At 71.2% G+C, this 20584-nt stretch carries 18 protein-coding genes; 8 read left to right on the top strand and 10 right to left on the bottom strand.

All coding sequences use genetic code 11. From position 1 onward, the window contains the following. Window positions 1-85: 85 nt before the first annotated feature. Window positions 86-1042, top strand: coding sequence for a hydrogen peroxide-inducible genes activator (locus tag OG898_RS06485; RefSeq protein ID WP_266955545.1), 957 nt, complete (start codon window positions 86-88; stop codon window positions 1040-1042). 45 nt (window positions 1043-1087) lie between these two features. Here OG898_RS06485 and OG898_RS06480 read toward each other — a convergent pair whose 3' ends face one another. From OG898_RS06480 to OG898_RS06470, 3 genes are read right to left on the bottom strand one after another with little or no spacing between them, the layout of a single operon-like run. Further along, a complete protein-coding gene (locus tag OG898_RS06480; RefSeq protein WP_266955543.1) occupies window positions 1088-3502 on the bottom strand; it encodes an ABC transporter permease in 2415 nt (804 codons plus the stop codon). Beyond that, window positions 3499-4185 carry an ABC transporter ATP-binding protein gene (locus OG898_RS06475; RefSeq protein WP_266955541.1) on the bottom strand — a complete coding sequence of 229 codons (687 nt, stop codon included), beginning with the start codon at window positions 4183-4185 and terminating at the stop codon, window positions 3499-3501. Before OG898_RS06475 ends, OG898_RS06480 begins: the two co-directional genes overlap by 4 nt. Then, the gene (locus tag OG898_RS06470) at window positions 4182-4706 is read right to left on the bottom strand and encodes a PadR family transcriptional regulator (RefSeq protein ID WP_243335746.1); all 525 of its coding nucleotides are present in this window, start codon (window positions 4704-4706) and stop codon (window positions 4182-4184) included. Before OG898_RS06470 ends, OG898_RS06475 begins: the two co-directional genes overlap by 4 nt. A gap of 140 nt (window positions 4707-4846) precedes the next feature. Here OG898_RS06470 and OG898_RS06465 point away from each other — a divergent pair, with 140 nt between their 5' ends. Further along, on the top strand, window positions 4847-6355 hold the full coding sequence (locus tag OG898_RS06465) for a DUF2079 domain-containing protein (protein WP_266955537.1): 1509 nt from the start codon (window positions 4847-4849) through the stop codon (window positions 6353-6355). A gap of 81 nt (window positions 6356-6436) precedes the next feature. Here the strand turns inward: OG898_RS06465 and OG898_RS06460 are convergent, their stop codons facing one another. From OG898_RS06460 to OG898_RS06450, 3 genes are all read right to left on the bottom strand, one after another. Continuing rightward, the gene (locus tag OG898_RS06460; protein ID WP_250742781.1) at window positions 6437-7144 is read right to left on the bottom strand and encodes a peptidylprolyl isomerase; all 708 of its coding nucleotides are present in this window, start codon (window positions 7142-7144) and stop codon (window positions 6437-6439) included. Window positions 7145-7248: 104 nt separating this feature from the next. Continuing rightward, window positions 7249-7524, bottom strand: coding sequence for a hypothetical protein (locus tag OG898_RS06455; RefSeq protein ID WP_250742780.1), 276 nt, complete (start codon window positions 7522-7524; stop codon window positions 7249-7251). Further along, window positions 7521-8432, bottom strand: coding sequence for an SPFH domain-containing protein (locus OG898_RS06450; RefSeq protein ID WP_266955535.1), 912 nt, complete (start codon window positions 8430-8432; stop codon window positions 7521-7523). Before OG898_RS06450 ends, OG898_RS06455 begins: the two co-directional genes overlap by 4 nt. 242 nt (window positions 8433-8674) lie before the next feature. Between OG898_RS06450 and OG898_RS06445 the strand changes: the two genes are divergently transcribed. Further along, window positions 8675-10927, top strand: coding sequence for a transglycosylase domain-containing protein (locus OG898_RS06445; RefSeq protein ID WP_250742778.1), 2253 nt, complete (start codon window positions 8675-8677; stop codon window positions 10925-10927). 101 nt (window positions 10928-11028) lie between these two features. Here OG898_RS06445 and OG898_RS06440 read toward each other — a convergent pair whose 3' ends face one another. From OG898_RS06440 to OG898_RS06430, 3 genes are all read right to left on the bottom strand, one after another. Next, window positions 11029-13128, bottom strand: a complete 2100-nt coding sequence (locus OG898_RS06440) for an ATP-binding SpoIIE family protein phosphatase (protein ID WP_250742777.1) — start codon at window positions 13126-13128, stop codon at window positions 11029-11031. A gap of 230 nt (window positions 13129-13358) precedes the next feature. Then, complete coding sequence (locus OG898_RS06435) at window positions 13359-14102, bottom strand: DUF402 domain-containing protein (protein WP_250742776.1); 744 nt, start codon at window positions 14100-14102, stop codon at window positions 13359-13361. Between the two features lie 112 nt (window positions 14103-14214). Then, a complete protein-coding gene (locus tag OG898_RS06430) occupies window positions 14215-15630 on the bottom strand; it encodes an aspartate ammonia-lyase (RefSeq protein ID WP_266955533.1) in 1416 nt (471 codons plus the stop codon). Window positions 15631-15737: 107 nt separating this feature from the next. Between OG898_RS06430 and OG898_RS06425 the strand changes: the two genes are divergently transcribed. Then, on the top strand, window positions 15738-17264 hold the full coding sequence (locus OG898_RS06425) for a ricin-type beta-trefoil lectin domain protein (protein ID WP_266955531.1): 1527 nt from the start codon (window positions 15738-15740) through the stop codon (window positions 17262-17264). A 127-nt stretch (window positions 17265-17391) separates the two neighbouring features. Continuing rightward, on the top strand, window positions 17392-18621 hold the full coding sequence (locus OG898_RS06420; RefSeq protein ID WP_266955529.1) for a transposase: 1230 nt from the start codon (window positions 17392-17394) through the stop codon (window positions 18619-18621). Between the two features lie 62 nt (window positions 18622-18683). On the opposite strand, the gene OG898_RS06415 is transcribed toward OG898_RS06420, so the two are convergent. Continuing rightward, complete coding sequence (locus OG898_RS06415) at window positions 18684-19451, bottom strand: glycerophosphodiester phosphodiesterase (RefSeq protein ID WP_266955527.1); 768 nt, start codon at window positions 19449-19451, stop codon at window positions 18684-18686. A 53-nt stretch (window positions 19452-19504) separates the two neighbouring features. Between OG898_RS06415 and OG898_RS06410 the strand changes: the two genes are divergently transcribed. The 3 genes from OG898_RS06410 to OG898_RS06400 all read left to right on the top strand — a co-directional run bounded on the left by OG898_RS06410 (window position 19505) and on the right by OG898_RS06400 (window position 20568). After that, entirely contained in the window at window positions 19505-19867 is a 363-nt protein-coding gene (locus tag OG898_RS06410; protein WP_266955525.1) for a hypothetical protein, read from the top strand. Window positions 19868-19962: 95 nt separating this feature from the next. Beyond that, on the top strand, window positions 19963-20319 hold the full coding sequence (locus tag OG898_RS06405; protein WP_250742770.1) for a hypothetical protein: 357 nt from the start codon (window positions 19963-19965) through the stop codon (window positions 20317-20319). A 33-nt stretch (window positions 20320-20352) separates the two neighbouring features. Further along, on the top strand, window positions 20353-20568 hold the full coding sequence (locus tag OG898_RS06400) for a hypothetical protein (protein ID WP_308313436.1): 216 nt from the start codon (window positions 20353-20355) through the stop codon (window positions 20566-20568). The last annotated feature ends 16 nt before the right edge of the window (window positions 20569-20584 follow it).

The raw sequence follows: 20584 nt of genomic DNA, 5'->3' as shown, positions 1-20584 counted from the left end.
GGTTGGACGTATCTCACATGCTGACACAGCCCCATTGATTGCAGAAATAGCTAGCCTGGTTCCCAGTGATCGGAGGTGCCTATCAATGGCTGTGGTTCACATGGGTCCCAGGGGGTCGAAACAGGCGACGCTCGCGCAGCTGCGGGCCTTCGCCGCCGTCGCCGAGCAGCTCCACTTCCGGGACGCGGCCGCCGCGATCGGGATGAGCCAGCCCGCGCTCTCCGGATCCGTGTCCGCGCTGGAAGGGGCGCTCGGGGTACGGCTGCTGGAGCGGACCACGCGCAAGGTGCTGCTCACGCCCGCCGGGGAGCGGATCGCGGGCCGCGCGCGGGCCGTGCTCGACGCGATGGACGGGCTGCTGGAGGAGGCCGAGGCGGTACGGGCCCCCTTCACCGGGGCGCTGCGCTTCGGGGTGATCCCCACCGTGGCCCCGTACCTGCTGCCGACCGTGCTCGGACTCTTCCACCGGCGCTACCCCCGGCTCGACCTCCAGGTGCACGAGGAGCAGACGGCCTCGCTGCTGGAAGGGCTGGCCGGCGGGCGGCTCGACCTGCTGCTGCTCGCCGTACCGCTCGGGGTGCCGGGGGTCACCGAACTGCCGCTCTTCGACGAGGACTTCGTCCTGCTCGCGCCGCGCGATCACCCGCTCGCCGGCCGCAAGGACATCCCGCGCGAGGAACTGCGCGGGCTGCGGCTGCTCCTGCTCGACGAGGGGCACTGCCTGCGCGACCAGGCCCTCGACATCTGCCACGACGCGGGACGCACCGCCGGGGCGGACGTCACCACGACCGCCGCCGGGCTGTCCACCCTCGTCCAACTGGTCGCCGGCGGGCTCGGCGTCACGCTGCTGCCGCGCACCGCGCTGCGCCTGGAGACCGCCCGCAACGAGCACCTGGCCACCGGCTACTTCGCGGAACCGGCGCCCTCGCGGCGGATCGCGCTGGCCATGCGGACGGGAACGGCCCGCGAGGAGGAGTTCCGCGCCGTCGCCGACGCACTGCGCGAAGCCGTACGCCCGCTCCCCGTCTGGCTGACGGACTAGGAGCGGGCGTACGGGACTGCGTGCGCGGGCCGTGCGAGGCCGGGGTTACTCCGTGCGCAGCCCGTCCGGGCGCATCAGGCGCAGCAGCGGCGGCAGGCTGAGCACGGTCACCAGGACGGCCACGCCCGCGCCGATGCCGACCATCCCCAGGACCGCGGTCCAGCTGACCGCGATCGTGGAGCCCGTCATCTGCAGCAGCACCACGCCGAGCGCGAGCCCGACCACCGTGGCCAGGGCCAGGCCCAGGCCGATCGGGATGGCGGTCTGCCACAGCACCGAGAGGCTGAGCGTGGAGCGCTTGGTGCCGAAGGCGACCAGCGCCGACAGCAGCTTCTTGCGCTCGCGCAGCTGCTCCAGCTGGGAGACCAGCAGGCTGGCGCCGATCAGCATCAGCACGAGGGCGGCGCCCACGAACAGACCGGTCCGGATGGAGGCGAAGCGGTCGTTGACCTCGGTGGCCTGGATCGTCATGGGGACCGACAGCGGGTCCGCCTTGAAGGCGGCGTTGCGGGCCAGCTCCAACGCGTCGGGCACGTTCGGGTCCAGCTTCACGTACACCTGGGAGGACTGGTAGTTGCCCATGCCCTTCGGGGCGGCGGCCGGGGTGACCAGCAGTCCGCTCAGCATGTTGCCCATGGGGCCCTTGCGGGCCTTGACGGTGCGGGCGTCGGCGGGCAGGGTCCAGGCGACCGCCTTCGTACCGTCGTCTTCGTTCTCTTTGAAGATGTTCCCCACGAACAGCTTCTCGCCCGGCTTCGCGGTGTCGCCGGTCATGCCGCGCGGTTCGCCGCCGCCCGTGATGACGAAGGCGTCGCCGTCCTTGCAGGAGGGCAGCTCCGCGAACTCCTTGAGGGCGGCGCAGGTGCCGGTCGTCACCGAGATCGACGTGTCCTCGTAGGACATGTCCGGGCTGCGCCCGGCATTGGCCGAGGACTCCGCGACGGCCTGGGTGACGCCCTTGGTCCCGGCCAGGGCCTGGGCGACGGCCTCGCCCCCGCTGCGGGTGCGCTGCATGACGGAGATCGAGGCCCGCGAGGGGTCGTGGCCCGTCTCGCGGGTGTACGAGTCCTCGGTGGAGGCGAAGAGCATCTGAAGGGCGATGGCTCCGGCGACCGCGACGGCGATCCCGTTGACCAGCCGCGCGGAGCTGCCGCTGGTGAGCTGGAGCCGGCGGGCGGCCAGCTGCCAGGAGACCGGGCCCGCGCCGCCGATCCGGCCGACGACCCGTTCCAGTACCCAGGGGAGCAGGACGGTGATGCCGACGAGGAGCAGGACCACGCCGCCCGAGACCTGCCACTGGTTGAACTGCCCGCTGTCGTTGCCCTTGCCGATCAGCGGGGCCAGCAGGCCGAGTCCGCCCAGGGGGAGCAGCAGCCGCCACCAGATCCGGCGCTTGGCCGGGGTCGTCGTACGGACCACGCCGAGCGGCTCGATGACCACGCCGCGCAGGGCGAACAGGGTCACGGCGACGGCCGCGGCCGGTACGGCCAGGGCGATGAGCGCGGCCAGCCAGGGCGTCGGGTTGAGGTCGGAGGGGAAGACGCTGCGCTGGTAGAGGTCCATGGCCGGGGCCAGTTGGCGGGCGGCCAGGAAGAAGCCGGTGCCCAGGGCCAGGCCGATCAGCGATCCGGCGGCGGCCTCGCCTGCGGCGATCCGGCGGACCATCCGGCCGTCGGCGCCGACCAGGCGCAGGGCGGCGAGCCGGCGGTCGCGGCGGTCGCCGCCGAAGCGGACGGCGGCGCCGATGAACACGGCGACCGGCATCAGCAGGGCGACGAAGGTGAGCACCACGAGGAGGGTGAGGACCGGGTCGAGGGGCTCCTTCTCCCGGGTGTTCTCGAAGGCGGTGACCCGCTGGATGTAGTTGGGCGCTTCCTTGCGGAGCTCGGTGAGCCGGTCGCTGCCCGCGTAGAAGTAGAGGTCGCCGGGGCCCACGAGGCCCGCGTCGCCGATGGTCCCGACGATCTTCTCGTCGAGGCGGTCGCGCAGCAGCTTGCCCTCGCCGGTCTTCATCAGCCTGTCGAGGGCGGGGGAGACGACCAGTTCGCCGGCGCCGGGGAACTTCTTCACGCCCGGGGGCAGCGGGGCGTCCGGGCCCTCGGGCTGCACGAGCCGGCCGTCGACCCCGTAGGCGCGGTACGTCTGGTTCACGTCGGTGATCAGCAGCGTGTCGCGCCCGGGCTGCTCGGCGGTGGGCGAGGTGTACGTCTGGCGTGCGGCGCCGCGCGCGTCGCGGGCGGCCAGGGCGCTGGGGACCGCGCTGGTGACGAGCAGCAGGGCGACGCCGAGGCCGACGCCCAGGCCGGTGAGGAGGGTGCGGGTCCAGCCCTGGCGGCCGCCGCCGAAGGCGAAGCGGGCGCCGAGGCCGAGGTCGCGGAGCCAGACGGAGAGCGCGCCCTGATGGCCCGGGCTACCGGGTCCGGCGGGGCTGCCGTGCTTGCTGTGGTTCCCGTGACTCATACCGCGCGCTCCATGTCGCGGGACTTGCCGTCGCGCACGACGATCTCGCGGTCGGAGTACGCGGCCACGCGGGTCTCGTGCGTGACGAGGACGACGGCGGCGTTCGTGGACCGGGCGGCCTCGGTGAGCAGCTGCATGACGAGCTCGCCGTTGAGGGAGTCGAGGGCGCCGGTGGGCTCGTCGGCGAAGATCAGCCGGGGGTTGGTGACGAGGGAGCGGGCGACGGCGACGCGCTGGCCCTGGCCGCCGGAGACCTCGCCGGGTCGCTTGCCGCCGAGGTCGTCGACCTGGAGCCGCTCCATCCATTCCAGGGCGGTCCGTTCGGCCTGCTTGCGCTTCACGCCGGTGAGGCGGAGCGGCAGGGCGACGTTCTCGACGCAGGTGAGCTCGGGGACGAGCTGGCCGAACTGGAAGACGAAGCCGAACTCGCCGCGGCGCAGGGCGCTGCGCTCGGCGTCGTTCATGGCGGAGAGCTCGCGTCCGGCGTAGGTGATGGTGCCCGCGTCGGGGGTGACGATTCCGGCGAGGCAGTGCAGCAGGGTCGACTTGCCGGACCCGGAGGGGCCCATGATGGCGACGACCTCGCCGGCGTGGATGGAGAATTCGGCGCCGTCGAGGGCGTGGGTGGTGCCGTAGGTCTTGCGGAGGTCCGTGGCGCTGAGGAGCGTGCCGGCCGGGATCATCGCTGTATCTCCTGGGCGAGCTGGTCGAGACGGGCGGCGGTGAGTTCGAGCCAGCGCAGGTCCGCTTCGAGGTGGAACAGGGCGTGGTCGCAGACCAGCTGGTCGGCGAGATCCCCCTTGCGCTTGCGCTGCGTGAGGATGCGCATCAGGCGCAGGTGCTCGGCGCGCTGGGTGTCCAGCAGCTCCTGGGCGCTGCGGCCGGTCAGGAGGGCGAGCACGACCTTCGTGTAGAGGGTCGACTGGAGGTACGGCTCCGGCTTCTCGGGCTGGGCGAGCCAGCCCTCGACGTCCGTTATCCCGGCGTCGGTGATCGCGTAGCGCTTCCGCTCGGGGCCGCCGCCGCTCTCCACCCCGTCGACCTCGACCAGACCGTTCTTCAGCAGCCGGGACATGGTCGAGTAGACCTGGCCGTAGGCGAGGGGCTTGTCGTGGCCGAATCTCTCGTCGAAGGTCCGCTTGAGGTCGTAGCCGTGACGGGGGCCGGCCTCCAAGAGGCCGAGGAGTGCGTGACTGATGGACATGCCGACGACTATACACGCGGTGTATACGCTCGATGTATACGTAGGGTGCATAGTCGCCGGGTCCGCCATTCGAAGGGAATCCGCCCACGTCGGAGGCGGCTCCGGGCCCGGCCGGGACGTTGCTGGCATCTTGAAGGTTCATGCGAGCACCCACCGGCAGTACCGCCGCTCTCCCACCCCAGCAGACGGGCATCGAGGAGCGGGAGGCGCCGACGCCGTCCGCGGAAAGCCGCCCCGAAGCCGACTGGTGGATCTGGGTCATGGCAGGGGCGCTGTTCTTCGCCTACATGGCCCTGTCCCTGCGGATCCACGAACGCCTGCTCTCCCGCAGCTTCGATCTGGGGATCTTCGTCCAGGTCGTGCGTTCCTACGCGTCCGGGCACCTGCCCGTCTCCGAGGTCAAGGGGCCCGACTTCCCGGTCCTGGGAGACCACTTCTCCCCGATCCTGGCCCTGCTGGCACCGCTGTACTGGCTGTGGCCGTCGGTGAAGGTGCTGCTCGTGGCGCAGGCCGCGCTGGTCGCCGGGAGCGTGCTGCCGCTGGCCTTCTGGGCCCGCCGCACGCTGGGCTCCGCGGCCGCCGCGGTCATCGGCACCTGCTACGGGGTCTCCTGGGGCATCGCGAGCGGGGTCGCCTCCGACTTCCACGAGTGGGCCTTCGCCCTTCCGCTGCTCACCCTCTCCCTGACGGCCCTCGGCAGCGGTCGGCTGCGCGCCGCCGCGTACTGGGCGCTGCCGCTCCTGCTGGTGAAGGAGGACCTCGGTCTCACGGTGGCCGCGATCGGCCTGGTCATCGCCTGGCGGGGCGGGCGCGGCGGGCGCAGGCTGGGGCTCCTCACGGCGGCGGCCGGCGTGGCCGGGACCGGGCTGGCCCTGCTGGTGCTGGCCTCCTTCCATCCGGGCGGGTTCGACGGCTATCTCGTCTCCCACAACCCCGGTGGCGGCGCGGGCGGCTCGGGCGGCGCGCTGGTGGGGGAAACGCAGGGCGGCATGCTGGAGCTCCTCCACCAGCTGACGCTCGGTCTGATCACCCCGCAGGAGAAGGTCACCACCCTCGTCCTCATCCTGGCCCCCACCCTCTTCCTGGCCGTGCGCTCGCCCCTCGTGCTGATCGCGCTGCCGTCCGTGCTGTGGCGCCTCGCCTCGAACTACCCGCCCCACTGGGGCACCGGCTACCACTACTCGCTGCTGGTCATGCCGGTCGTCTTCGTGGCCTTCGTCGACGCCCTGCAGCGGCGCGGGGCGAGCGGCCGCAGCCTGTACCGCTACCTGGCGGGCTCCGCGGCGGTCACCTTGCTGCTGCTGCCGCACTATCCGCTCTGGCAGCTGACGCAGCCGGAGACCTGGGTGAAGGATCCCCGCATCGCGGTGGCCCACAGCGTGATGGACGAGATCCCGGACGACGCCACGGTCCAGGCGTCGCACTACCTCGTGCCCCACCTCGCCGACCGCACCAGCGTCAGCCTCTACGGATGGGGGGACAGCCGCCCCAATCCCGAGTGGATCATGGTCGACACCCAGGTGCAGCCGCATCTGCGGTGGCCGATGTCGGTCATCCAGGAGCAGATCTCCCTGGACGAGGCCCGGGGCCGGGGGTACCACACGGTGGACGACAGGGACGGCTTCGTCCTGCTGAGCCGCACGGGATAGCCGTCGGCGCATGACACAGGTGTGGGGCGCCGGCCCGGCCGGCGCCCCACACCTGTGTCCGCGGTGCTCAGTGGCCCGCCGTCACTTGGCCGGGCGCTGCACCGTGACCGACTTGATGACGACGGGCTCCTTGGGCTTTCCGTCGGTCGATCCGTCCGCCGTCCCCTTGGCGGCGATCTTCGCCACCGCGTCCAGCCCGCCGACGACCTTCCCGAAGGGGGTCCAGCTGGGCGGCATGCGGAAGGTGGGATCGGCGTAACTGATGAAGAACTGGCTGCCGTTCTTTCCCGGCAGGGCCTTGGACATGGCGACGGTGCCCGCGGGATAGGAGGCGCCGGCCAGGTTTTCGTCCTTGAACCAGTACCCGGGGTCGGAATTGCCCTCTCCGGCAGGGTCGCCGCATTCCAATACGAAAATCCCTCGAGTGGTGACCCGGTGGCATTTGCTGCCGTCGAAGTATTTCTTTCCGGCCAGGAAGGAGAACGAGTTGGTGGTGCACGGCGCGTCCTCGGTGAGGGCCGCGATGGTGACGGGGCCCTCCTCGGTGTCGATGCGCACCGTGTACGGCCGCGCCGCCGCCGCGGCGTCGAAGCCCGGGACGGCGGCCTTCTTTCCGCTGTCGGAGGGCGTGTAGGCGCAGGTGACGGGCGCTTTGGAATCCGTGACGCCACCGGTGAGGGAGAGCGCCGTCCACGTGAGTCCGGAACACGCGGCGACCGCCGTGATCGCGATGGCCGCTTTCCGGGCCGCCCGTCGTCCGCCGGATTTCGTCCCACTGGTCAGATTCATACGAGCCTCGAATTCGGTGAGCGGCCGTATATGACGCGGTGAGCGTATCCAGTCGTACGGATGCGGGCGGGCGGCACACGCCGTGCAATTCGGGCGGAAGCCCCTCAGGAATCCGGTGCGTTGCGGGGGCGGCCCCGGGGCGGGATGGGGCCCGCCCCGCCGGGAAGGCGGCCGGCTTCGGACAGGGCGCGGCGGAGCAGGAACTCGATCTGCGCGTTGGCGCTGCGGAGTTCCTCCCCGGCCCACCGCGCGAGCGCGTCGTGCACCTGCGGGTCGAGCCGCAGCAGCACCTGCTTGCGGGCCTGCCGCGCGGCCTTGGGGGCCGCCGCCCGGCCCTCGGCCGGGTCGGCGGGGGAGTCCGCGCCTTCGTCGGGGCTCACTGGTAGAGGGTGCCCGTGTTGATCACCGGCTGGGCCGCACGGTCGCCGCACAGGACCACCATCAGGTTGGACACCATCGCCGCCTTCCGTTCCGGGTCGAGGTCCACGATCTCCTGCTCCGCGAGGCGGGTCAGGGCGAGCTCGACCATACCGACCGCGCCCTCGACGATCAGCTTGCGCGCCGCGACGATCGCACCCGCCTGCTGGCGCTGGAGCATCGCGGAGGCGATTTCCGGGGCGTACGCGAGGTGGGTGAAGCGGGACTCGATGATGTGGACGCCGGCCGCCTCGACGCGGGTGGACAGTTCGACGGCGAGCTTCTCGGTGATCTCCTCGGCGTTGCCGCGCAGCGACAGGCCGCCGTCCTCGTGGGCGTCGTAGGGGTACTCGATCGCGATGTGCCGGACGGCCGCCTCGGTCTGGGTCTCGACGAACTCGGTGAAGTCCTCGACCTCGAAGACGGCGCGCGCGGTGTCCTCGACCCGCCACACCACGACGGCCGCCAGCTCGATCGGGTTGCCGTAGGCGTCGTTGACCTTCATGACGGCCGTCTCGTGGTTGCGGACCCGGGTGGACAGGCGCCGACGGGTGGCCAGCGGGTTGACCCAGCGCAGTCCGTCGGTGCGGACGGTGCCGCGGTAGCGGCCGAACAGCTGGACCACGCGGGCCTCGCCCGGCGCGACCGTGTTCAGGCCGCTCATGGCGATGACGGCGGCGATGACCAGGAGGACGCCGGCCGCGATCAGGCCCGCCTTTGCTCCGTCGTTCCCCGACACCGCGCCGAGCGCGATCAGGCCCGCCCCGGCCACCACTCCCGCCAGGCCGAGCAGCAGCGCGAGCCCGCCGCCCACGCTGCGCGCGGGGAACTCCCGTACGCCGGCCTCGGTACCACCCGTGGTGTTCGTCATGATGCGCCCCGTTTCGTCCAGTGGCGGCCGGTCGGGCCGCTTAGCAAAGTGATATCACTTTTTTGGACGGGGTGGGAGAGCGGCAACCTCCGGGGCCCCGACTGCGTCGGTTCCTGTGGGATGGGTGCTCATTGTCACGTCCGAATTGCCCGGTATGAGAGCCCGTTGGCCGGTTTTTGTCACAGCCTGCGGTGTTAGCTTTCTGAGCTGACGTCGGGGGGTTATCGAGCGGAGCGGGAGCGATGGGCCGAGCAGAAGCGCGAAAGGCGCAGCAGCAGCGCGGTGCGCGACGCGCGCCGCGCGGGCGCGTCAAGGGCAAGGGCGGGACCTCGGGCGGCAAGCCGACCGGCATACGCCGCTTCTTCACCTGGAGGAAGGTGCTCGGCACCTTCTTCGGGGCAATTCTGCTCGGCATGGCGGCCCTGGTCGGCCTCTACTTCTACGTGCAGACGCCGGACCCCAACGCCAACGCGCTGACGCAGAACAACGTCTACAAGCTCTCCGACGGCACGGTCATGGCCCGCGTCGGCACCACGAACCGCCAGATCGTGTCGATCGACAAGATCCCGGCGGAGGTGCAGACGGCCTTCATCGCCATCGAGAACAAGTCCTTCTACAGCGACCGCGGCGTCGACCTCAAGGGCATCGCCCGAGGCGTGTTCAACACCGTCACCGGCAAGGGCAAGGCCGGCGGTTCGACGATCACCCAGCAGTACGTCAAGAACTTCTACCTGACGCAGGACCAGACGGCGACCCGCAAGCTGAGGGAGCTGATCATCTCCCTCAAGGTCGACCAGGAGATGGAGAAGCCCCAGATCCTCGCGGGCTACCTGAACACCAACTTCTACGGCCGCAACGCCTACGGCATCCAGGCCGCCGCCCAGGCCTACTACGGGGTCGACGCCGACAAGCTGACCCTGGAGCAGGGCGCGTACCTCGCCGCCGTCCTCCAGGCCCCCAGCCAGTACGACTGGGCGACCGCCGGGCCCAAGGGCAAAGAGCTCGTCATGATCCGCTTCAACGGCGTGCTCGACAACATGGTCGAGATGGGCAAGCTGGACCCGGCCAAGCGCAAGGAAATGAAGTTCCAGGAGCCGATCAAGCCCAAGGCGCCCACCGGCATGGAAGGCCAGAAGGGCTACCTGATCCAGGCCGCCGACGAGGAGCTCAAGCGCCAGACCGGCATGTCCGACGGCCAGCTCAAGGCCGGCGGCTGGGAGATCACCCTCTCCATCGACCCGAAGAAGCAGGCGGCGCTGGAGAAGGCCGTCCAGGACGAGCTGGAATCCAAGCTCGACCGCAAGGGCCGCCCCGTCGACGCCGCCGTGCAGGCGGGTGCCACCTCCGTGGACCCGAAGACCGGCGCGATCGTCGCGATGTACGGCGGCACCGGGCAGAGCGAGCAGTGGGCCAGCAACGCCCTGCGCAAGGACTTCCAGCCGGGCTCGACCTTCAAGCCGATCGTGCTCGCCTCCGCCATGGAGGGCAAGGCGAGCACGCAGGACGGGAAGCCGATCACGCCCAACACCCTCTACGACGGCACGAGCAAGCGCCCCGTGGTCGGCAGCGACATCCCGTTCAACCCGCAGAACCAGGACGACCGCGACTACGGCGACCCGATGATGACGGTGCAGTCCGCCACCAACTCCTCGGTGAACTCCGTGTACGCCCAAATGATCGTGGACGTCGGCCCGAAGAACGTGAAGAAGACCGCCCTGCAGCTGGGCATGGTCGACCGCGACGGCTGGCCCGAGGACAAGCCCGCCATGTCGCTCGGCACCATGAGCGCCGACACCCTGGAGATGGCCGGCGTCTACGCCACCTTCGACAACCACGGCAAGAAGGTCACGCCGAGCATCATCAAGTCCGCCAAGCACGCGGACCGCGAGTTCAAGCCGGTCCGCGCCGTCGGCGACACGGCCATCAGCCGCAAGACCGCCGACACCGTCACCAAGGTGCTCACCGGCGTCGTCGAGGACGGCTCCGGCAAGGCGGTGAAGAGCTCGTCCTACGAGGCCGCGGGCAAGACCGGCACCACCGAGAAGAACGTGGCCGCCTGGTTCACCGGGTTCACCCCGGAACTGGTCACCGTCGTCGCGATGTTCGGTGACGAGCCCGGCACCCACACCCAGACCAGCCTGACCGGTACGGCCGGCGGCGGACGCGCGGGCGGCTCCAGCTTCCCGGCCGCGATCTGGAAGCAGTACACCCTCGACGCGCTCAAGGGCGGCAAGACCGGCTCCTTCGACCTCGACGAGGCGGACATGGGCAAGGTCCAGTCGTCGAGCCCCAGCAGCACCCCGTCGACCACGCCGAGCCAGTCCGCGAGCTCGCAGCCGCCGAGCAACACCCCGAGCCGGACGCCGAGCCAGACGCCCAGCCGGACGCCGAGCTCCACGCCGAGCACGACGCCGAGCACGACGCCCAGTACGACGCCGACCCCGACGAAGTCGGCTTCGGGGAAGCCCTCGCCGCCGAACCTGCCCGAACCGTAGGCACCGCGGGACCCGGGCCCGTAGACCCGTACGCACCACTGCCCCGCAGGCGCGAAGCCGCGGGGCAGTGGTGCGTACGGGTCCGGCCGGTGGCGGCCCGGTCAGCGGCGCTCCGGGGCCCCCGGCGCGGTCGGCAGCGCGAGCTCGAACCAGACGACCTTGCCGCTGCTCAGCCGGGTGGCGCCCCAGCGGCGGGCCATCCGGTTGACCAGGAACAGGCCGCGGCCGCCCTCGTCGTCGTCCCGGGCCCGGCGCTGGCGCGGCAGCTGCGGGGAGTCGTCGCCGACCTCGCAGCGCAGTACGTCCGTCCGCAGGAGGCGCAGGGTCACGGGCCGCTCGGCGTACCGCACGGCATTCGTGACGACCTCGCTGACCAACAGCTCCAGCGAGTCCTCCAGCTCCTCCAGCCCCCAGCGCGCCAGCGCGCGGCGGGCGAACCGGCGGGCCCGCCCCGGAGCGGTCTCCTCCGGGTCCAGGAACCAGTACGCCACGTCGCTGGGCGCGATCCCGTCGAACCGGGCCGCGAGCAGCGCGATGTCGTCGTCCCGGTCACCGGGGCCGAGCATGTCCAGGATGTCGTCGCACAGGGCCTCCAGCGGCGGCGGGTGGTCCAGGCCCGTCAGCTGCGCGGTGGTGGCGAGGCGTTCGCGGAGCTGCTCGATGCCGGTCCAGACGTCGCGCAGCCGGGACTCGACCAGGCCGTCGGTGTACAGCACGAGGGTGGCCCCGGCCGGGGCGTCCAGCTCCACGGCCTCGAAGTCCACGCCGCCGACGCCGATGGGAGCGCCGGGGGGTACGCGCAGCACCTCGGCGCGGCCGCCCAGGTGCAGCAGGACCGGCGGCGGGTGGCCGGCGTTGGCGATGGTGATCCGGTGCGAGACCGGGTCGTAGACGGCGTAGAGGCAGGTGGCCATCCGGTCGGAGCCCAGACGCTGCGCCTGCTCGTCCAGGTGGTGCAGGACCTCGGCGGGCGGCAGGTCGAGCTGCGCCAGCGTCTGGGCCGTCGTGCGGAGCTGTCCCATGATCGCGGCGGAGGTCATGGAGTGGCCCATGACGTCGCCGACGACGAGTGCGACCCGGCTGCCGGGCAGGGGTATGGCGTCGTACCAGTCGCCGCCGACCCGGGCCGTCTCGGCGGCGGGCAGGTAGCGGCTGGCGAGCCGGACCCCGGTGGGCTGGGGGAGGCTGTCGGGCAGCATCGTGCGCTGGAGCTCGTCGGCGATGTAGGCCTCGCGGCCGTAGAGCACGGCCTTGTCGATGCCCAGCGCGGTGTGCGTGGCCAGCTGCGCCGCGACGAGCAGGTCGTTCGTCTCGAAGGCCGGCCGCTCGGGGGTGCGCAGGAACACCGCCGCGCCGATGACGCGGCGGCGGCCCCGCAGCGGCGCGAGGATGGCCCGCTGGCCGCGCGGGACCGGGTGGTCGGCGCCCAGCAGCTCCGGCAGGGCGGCGCGGGCGGCGGCGGAGGACCCGAAGACGGGCCGTACGCCGCGCAGCACCTCGGCGAGCGCCCCGCCGGGGCGGATCTCGCACAGCTCGGCCGCGGGCAGGTCACCCTGCGGGCCGACCAGGGCGAGCTGGCTGAAGTCGAGCTCGCCGTCCGCGGTGGTCGCCGCGCCGGCGGTGCCTGCTCCGGCTCCGGTGAACTCGTCGATCGGCCGGAGCCGGTCGGTTCGGCGCAGCCTTAAAACGACCGGTCCGACGGGCCGCTCGTCGCCGACCGGCAGCGGATCGCGCAGGTAGACGAGGATGGCGTCGGAGAAGGTGGGCACGGTGGCCCGGCACAGGCCGAGCACGATCTCGTCGAGGTCGATCCCGCGCGCGATCCGCCGGGTGGCGGCTCCGACGAAGCGCAGCCGGTCGCCCTCCCGCCGGGCGATGGTCGCGTCGACCCCGATGCCGCTGACCTGTGCGGCCGCGGCTCCGTCACGGCCGGCCGCCCGGACCCGGGCGTCGCCCTGGCCGGGCGCGGCGGGGGAGCTGCCGGGCTCCCCGGCCCCGTCGGAGGCGGACGGTGCCTCCGCCGTGGCGCGGGGACGGGGCAGGTCCGCCGCCTGGGGCTGCGCATGCGTGCGCACGGCCTCGGCCGCCGGGAGCGGGGCCTTGCCGTGGCCCAGTTCCTCCGTGCCGTGGCCGGACTCGTCCGTCCGACCGCCGGAGGCAACCGGCTGGGGGCCCTCCTGAGAGGTGGGGTACTCCGTCACGCGTGGCATTCCGTCCGTTTGCGCTCGATGTGCGCTGCACTCAACTCGGTCAGTCGCGGTATACCCGCTCAGCGGCGGGGACACCATCACCCCGCGTTTCCGCGTCCCGCTCGTTACCTCTCGTTATCGCGTCGGCCTAGGTCAAATGCTGTGCTGCTGGCGACATTTGACCGCCGACGCCCCGGCGGAGGACGATCCTACGATTGCCCCCCGGGGGCGCATCAAGGGTCTCATGAGGTCATATGCGCCGGAGTGCGGTCCCAGTCCTCCGGCAGGGCCGGTACGCCCCAGGCCGGGTCCGGTCGCCAATCCTGCCAGCCTTCGGAGAACGGCGGGCCCCAGGCCCGGATCAGGTCCACCGCGGCGCTGCCGGCGGCGCGCACCCGCCGGGCCTGTTCCGGGTCCATCAGACCGGACCGCTGGGCCTGCGCGAACTCGTCCTCGTCCCGCCACTTCCAGGTGCGGTCCGGGTAGACGGAGATGTCCAGGAAGTGGTCCTCGGAGTCGATGCCGCCGGACCATCGGGTCCGCGGCTCCTCCAGGTTCACGTACCAGCTCTTGAACTCCCAGCCGTGGTCCCAGAACAGCCACACCGACCAGGGGTCCCCGGGCCGTGCCAGCTTCAGCACCCCCGCCCCGAACCAGCGTGACCGTACGGTGGTCCGCGGCGCGGTGTAGCGGGTGGCGAGCGGCTCCTCGTGGACCGGGGTCCCGTCGGCGAGCACCGGCTTGACGCACTCGGTCCCGGGGGCCATCCACACCGCGAGCAGCTCGTCGGTGTCGGTCACCACGGTCACGGGCCGGCAGATGTGGACGGCGCCCTTCGCGTCGGGCGCGTGGTCCCGGTAGCGCCAGAGGATCTGCTCCCCGGGCGCCCAGCGGACGCCCTCCGCGGCGCCCCGCTCCGCACGTCGGGCCGAGCCCCGTGCCGAGCTGCGCGCACTGCCGCCCCCGCGGCCTCCGGTACCTGTCATGGGCAGATCTTAGGGCGGGGGTCCGGAGGATCGCTGCGCTGCAGGTCACCGAGGTGTCCGAGGGCGGGAAACGACCGGATCCGGACCCCGGGAGGGGGCGGCCCGGCCGGGGTCAGGGGTGGGTCATCCGCAGCACGTCCAGTGCTTCGTCGAGCTGCTCCAGGGTGAGGTCGCCGCGGTCCACGTAGCCCGACTCCAGGACGACCTCGCGGATCGTCTTGCGTTCCGCGAGGGACTTCTTGGCGACCTTGGCGGCCTCCTCGTAGCCGATGTACCGGTTCAGCGGGGTCACCACGGAGGGCGAGGACTCGGCGTACTCCCTGGCCCGGGCCGTGTTGGCGGTGATTCCGTCCACGGTGCGGTCGGCCAGCAGGCGGCTCACGGAGCCCAGCAGCCGGATGGACTCCAGGAGGTTGCGGGCCATCACGGGGAGCATCACGTTGAGCTCGAAGTTGCCCGCGGCGCCCGCCACGGCGACCGCCGCGTCGTTGCCCATCACCTGGGCGGCGACCATCAGCGCGGCCTCCGGGACGACCGGATTGACCTTTCCGGGCATGATCGAGGACCCCGGCTGGAGATCCGGGAGGTTGATTTCGGCCAATCCGGTGCGCGGGCCCGAGGCCATCCAGCGCAGGTCGTTGCAGATCTTGGTGAGCGAGACGGCGACCGTACGGAGCATTCCGGACGTCTCGACGAGGGCGTCCCGCGCCCCCTGGGCCTCGAAGTGGTCCCGGGCCTCGGTCAGCGGCAGCCCCGTCGCCGCCGCCACCTCGGAGATCACGGCCGCGGAGAACCCGGGCGGGGTGTTGATCCCGGTGCCCACGGCGGTCCCGCCCAGCGGCAGCTCGGCCAGCCGGGGCAGCGCCGCGCGCAGCCGTTCGACGCCGTAGCGGAGCTGTACGGCGTACCCGCCGAACTCCTGGCCCAGGGTGACCGGGGTGGCGTCCATCAGGTGCGTCCGGCCGGCCTTGACCACCTGCGCGAACTCGGCGGACTTGCGCTCCATCGCGCCGGCCAGGTGCTCCAGGGCGGGGATGAGCGCGCCGGTGACGGCGGCGGTGGCGGCGATGTGGATGGAGGACGGGAAGACGTCGTTGGAGCTCTGCGAGGCGTTGACGTGGTCGTTGGGGTGGACGGCGCGGCCGAGGCGCTCGGTGGCCAGGGTGGCGATCACCTCGTTGGCGTTCATGTTGGACGAGGTGCCGGAACCCGTCTGAAACACGTCGACGGGGAAGTGCTCGTCCCAGCGGCCCTCGGCGACCTCGGCGGCCGCGGAGACGATGGCGTCGGCGATGTCCTTGTCGATCACGCCGAGCCGGGCGTTGACGGTGGCGGCCGCGGCCTTGATCCGGGCCAGCGCCTCGATGTGGGCGCGCTCCAGGCGCTGTCCGGAGATGGGGAAGTTCTCCACGGCGCGCTGGGTCTGAGCTCGCCATTTGGCGTGGGCGGGGACGCGTACGTCGCCCATGGAGTCGTGCTCGATGCGGAACCCTTCAGGGGCCTCGCCGGTCTGCTGATCGTCAGTCATCTGTGGTGCCTCCTCAAAAAGTTGAGCAATTGTCTTGTTCGGACTGTTCCCAACTCGCCTACCGGCCAGTAAATACCGGGGGTAACACCGAGATCAGGGAGGCGTTCATGGCACGTGCCCGTACACAATCAAGGATCAGGCTCAGATCTACCTTCGCCGCCGTCGCGGCGGCGGCGGCCGCCCTCGGGGGCGTCACCGCCATCACCCCCATGGCCCACGCGGCGACCGCTGCGGTCACCCCCCTCACGCCCGAACTGGAGGCCATCCGGGCCGCCGAGGCCGTCAAGATCTACGGCGACTCCGCGATCCGCCCGCTCGCGGAGCGCAAGACCGGCCTGATCTCGCTCGGCGACAGCGAGATCTCGGGCGAAGGCATCGGCAACTACGACCCCGCGACCAACACCCCGTCCAACCAGTGCCACCGCTCCCCGGACACGGCGATCCACCGCACCGGCATCGCGGCCGACTACACCTTCAACGTGGCCTGCTCCGGCGGCTACACGGGCAACATCAAGATCGGCGGCAGCAAGCAGTACGCCGACGAGCTGGTGCAGAGCGACAGCCTGGCCATCAAGGCCCGCAACACGAAGATCAAGATGGTGCTGCTGGTCGCCGGGGCCAACGACGACCTGCAGTTCGGCCCGGTCATGACCGACTGCGTCACCCGCTGGGTGCTCAGCCAGGGCACCTGCGAGCCGAAGTACGGTCCGGGCTGGCAGGCGCGCGTCGACGGGCTGAAGCCCAAGGTGCAGTCGACGATCGGCGACCTGAAGTCTGTCATGCGCGACGCCGGTTACGCCGACTCCGACTACAAGCTGGTCGTGATGGGCTACCCCAGCCCGATCGGCCCCGACTTCAACGACAACCCCAACTTCCCCGGCAAGCTCCCCGGAGGCTGCGCCGGCTACGACTCCGACGCCGCGTGGGGCCGCAACTACGCGGTGCCCACCTTCGAGAAGGGCATGCGCGCGGCCGCCCTCGCCGCGGGCGCGACCTACCTCGACAACTCGCGGCTCTTCCAGGGCCACGAGGTCTGCATGGAGGACACCTGGGCCCGCGGCCTCTACCTCGACCTCGGGGACCACTTCCCGTGGGACGAGAACACCGCCCGCCAGTCCTTCCACCCCAACTACCGCGGCCACGGCGCCTTCGCGTCCTGTCTGACCCAGCTCTACGCCTCCGGCCTGCGCGAGGCCTCCTGCGCCGACCCGGCGAGCACCGGCACCCCCGTCCTGCAGGCCGGGGCCTGGGACGACCTGTACAAGCCGCTGAAGAACGAGGCGACGGGCAACTGCGTCGACTCCAACGGCGGCTCCAGCGCCAACAACACCAAGATCCTCGGCTGGGACTGCCACGGCGGCCGCAACCAGGGCTGGTGGTACGACTCCGCGAAGAAGTCCCTCCACATCGAACTCACCCACGACCGCTGCCTGGACGCGCCCGGCGCCAACTACGGCAACGGCACCGCGATGGTCATCTGGAACTGCCACGGCGGCGCCAACCAGCAGTTCGTCCGCGACGGAGCCACCTTCCGGCCCGCCGCCGCCCCGGGCCAGTGCCTGACGGTGGCCGCGGCCCACGAGCCGCTGCGCCTCCAGCCCTGCAACGGCTCGGCCAACCAGCGCTTCGCGTAACCGCCCGCGGACCCGTACCCCCGTGGGTCCGACGTTCCGTACGACCCCCCACACCCGGCCGGCGCACCCCGGCCGGGTCCTCACTGCTCTTTCGGTTGTTGTCAGTGGGCGGGGCCAGGTTGTTGGGGTGACGACGACACCGATCGTGCGGGATGCCGAGCATGCCCGTTGGGCCTTCCGCGTGCGCGTGTCGTCCACCGCTCTCGCCCGGCTCCTTGCGGAGTGGGACCGGTGTCGCTGGTTGTGGAACGAGTGCTGCGCAAAGTCGAAGCAGACGTACCGGTGGAACAATGACCGGCCCGAAGGCGTGGACAAGCGGACCTGTGGTCCGGCGCAGCTCGACAAGATGCTGACCGAGGCCCGGACTGGGATCTCCTGGCTTCGTGATGGGTCCTCGGTTGTGCAGCAGCAGTTGATCCGGGATTTCGGGAAGTCCCGTGCGAAGGCGCAGAAGGACGTTAGGGACCGGTTGCCGGTGCGGCAGCGGGCCGGTATGCCCAAGTGGAAGAAGAAGCGGGAAGCACTGCCGTCCCTCAACTACACCAAGCGCGGTTTTCGGTTGAAGGATGGTCGCCTATATCTGGCGGGTGGGATCGTCCTGACGGTGGTGTGGTCGCGGAACCTTCCGGCGGACCCGTCCGGCGTGCGCGTGTATCAGGACGGTCTCGGGCACTGGTATTGCTCGTTCGTCGTCCCAGTCGAGGTCGAGCTGCTTGCGGTGACCGGCGCGGTGATCGGCATCGACTGGGGTGTGAAGGAGACTGCGACAACCACCAGCGATGACCACGACCTCCCGCATGCCGAGTACGGCAGGAAGGCGGCCGCCGGTCTGGTCCGCTATCAGCGGATGATGGCCCGCCGGAAGTCGCCGGAAGGCAAGCCCGGGTCGAAGAGGTACCAGGCGGCGAAAAGGCACGTCGCGAAGCTGCACAAGAAGGTGGCCCGGCAACGCCAGGACACCGGCCGTAAGTGGGCCAAGGCCGTCGTGCGCGACCACGATGCCCTGGCGGTGGAGGACTTCCGTCCGAAGTTCCTCGCCAGGTCCACCATGGCCCGTAAGGCTGCCGACGCGGCGATCGGCGCCACGAAGACGGCCTTGATCGAGATGGGCCGTAAGCACGGCAGGACCGTGCACCTGGTACACCCCGCGCACACCACCATGGACTGCGCGCAGTGCGGAGCGAGAACCAAGCACGCACTACCACTCTCAGAACGAACCTACGCCTGCACCGCGTGCGGAGCCGTGTCCCCCAGGGACAAGAACTCCGCACGCGTGATGCTGGTCCGGGCTGGTCTCAACCCGGCTAGTGCTGATCGCGGAAGACCGGACCAGGCGCTGCCTGGCCTGGCAGCGTGAGCTAGAAATCCCCGATCAGCCCTGGAAGGTGAGGAATCCCCTCCCTTCAGGGAGGGGATGATTCAAATGTCGAGCAGCAGCTTGCGCACGTCGCGGGGCCGGTTGGTGATGAGGGTGTCCACGCCCAGGCGGACGCAGAGCTCCACGTCCTCCGGCTCGTCCACGGTCCACACGCGCACCCGGAGCCCCTTCGCCTTCAGCCGGCCCACCAGACCCGGGTCCTGCCGTACGAGATCGATGCCCGGGCCCGCGTGCGTGGCGTACGGGGGACGCACCGGCCGGAGCCTGCGCTCGATCAGGTACACGGCGGGCAGTCCCGGCGCGAGGCGGTGCATCCGGGTCAGCGCGTTCCGGGAGAAGCTCATCACCTCGACGCGGCCGGACCTGCCGTCGGCGAGCCCGTACTCGCGCAGCACCCGTACGAGCTCGGCCTCCAGCCGGCCGCCCGCGCGGGTGGGGTGCTTGGTCTCCACGGCCAGCCCGACGGGGTAGGGCGCGGCCAGCGCCTCCTTGAGCAGGTCCTCGAAGAGCAGCACCCGGGCCCCGGCGTGCCCGGACCCCTTCCACGCCCCGAAGTCGAGGGCGCGCAGCTCCTCGTACGTCATCTCGGAGACGACCCCGCGCCCGTCGGAGGTCCGCTCGACCCGCCGGTCGTGCACACAGACCAGCCGGTGGTCGGCGGTGAGCCGCACATCGCATTCGAGCGCGTCGGCCCCGTCGGCGATGGCCTGCCGGTAGGCCTCGATGGTGTGCTCGGGGTGCTCGTGGGAGGCCCCGCGATGCGCGATGACCCGCGTGCCGCGGGCCGGGGAGAAGGGCTGCTCAGTCATACCGCAGACGTTATCCGGATGCACCGAACGGGCCGGTGCAGCATGCTGCTCCGATGTCTGAACAGTTCGGGACGCTGCACTGCGAGCCCTGCGCCTCCTGCCGGTACGAGACGTGGCAGCGGATCGTCGACGGCCGTCTGTGCTGGTACGACAACTACTACTGCGCCGCGTACGAAGTGCACGCGTGCGACGACGGCCGGGGGGTGCCCCCGCCGTGGGTCCGCGAGCGGATCGTCGCCGAGGAGGGCACCGTGCGCCTCCCCGTCGGCGGGCCGGACGGTGTGCCGCTGAAGGTCGTCCGCGAGTGGTACGGACTCACGCTCCCGCAGCTGCGTGAGGTGCGGGAGCACGGCCTGGACGCGACCCCGGTGGAGGCGGAACTGCTGCACGGGATGCGGGGCGGGCCCCGGGGGTGATCGCCCCGGTAGCTGCCGTGGTGGCCACCCCGCCGGGCCGCCTTCGCGGCGGCGGGGAATGAATACCCTGGCCGGGGCACCCCTTGGAGGACACCGTGACCACACAGCCGGACCACGGCGCGGCGCTGATCCCGCGCCCTGAGCGCACCCCGGACGCCGTACGTGTCGCCCTCGCCCGCATCACCCCGCACCGCCTGGCGGAGCTGGAGCAGCACAAGGAGAACGCGCTGGCCGCCGCCATCCGCAGCGGGAAGATCGGCCACCTCACGCACTGGCTCGACTGGTGGATGCGTGAGGTCGAGATCGGACGGCGTCCGGATCTCTTCGCTCGCCGCAATGACGCCCTTGCAGCCATCCACCGCACCACCAGCAAGGACGATCCCGGCTTCCGCCCCGCCATGGACGAACTGGCCGCCGTCGAGGCCGAGGCCGCGCAGGCGGTGAATGAGTGACCTGGAGGTGGGAGTACGACCCCAGCGAGGAGCATGTCGCCGGAGGAGCCCCGCCCGGCCTTCGTGGCGGACGTGGAGCAAGCCGCTGACGAACTCGTACGAGCAGCGGAAGCGCTCTACCTCGGCGGCACCGCCTACCGCGAGATGGGACCGAAGGGCGCCGTGATGAACCTTGACGATGGCATGTTCGTCTACCTGATCATCCCCAGGAGCGAGTGCGTCTACATTCGCCCGGTGACCTACCTGTAACCGGGGCGGGACAGGT

It is taken from the genome of Streptomyces sp. NBC_00193 (assembly GCF_026342735.1).
Lineage (GTDB): Bacteria > Actinomycetota > Actinomycetes > Streptomycetales > Streptomycetaceae > Streptomyces > Streptomyces stoeckheimensis.
This window is presented reverse-complemented; position numbering and strand designations above follow the sequence as displayed.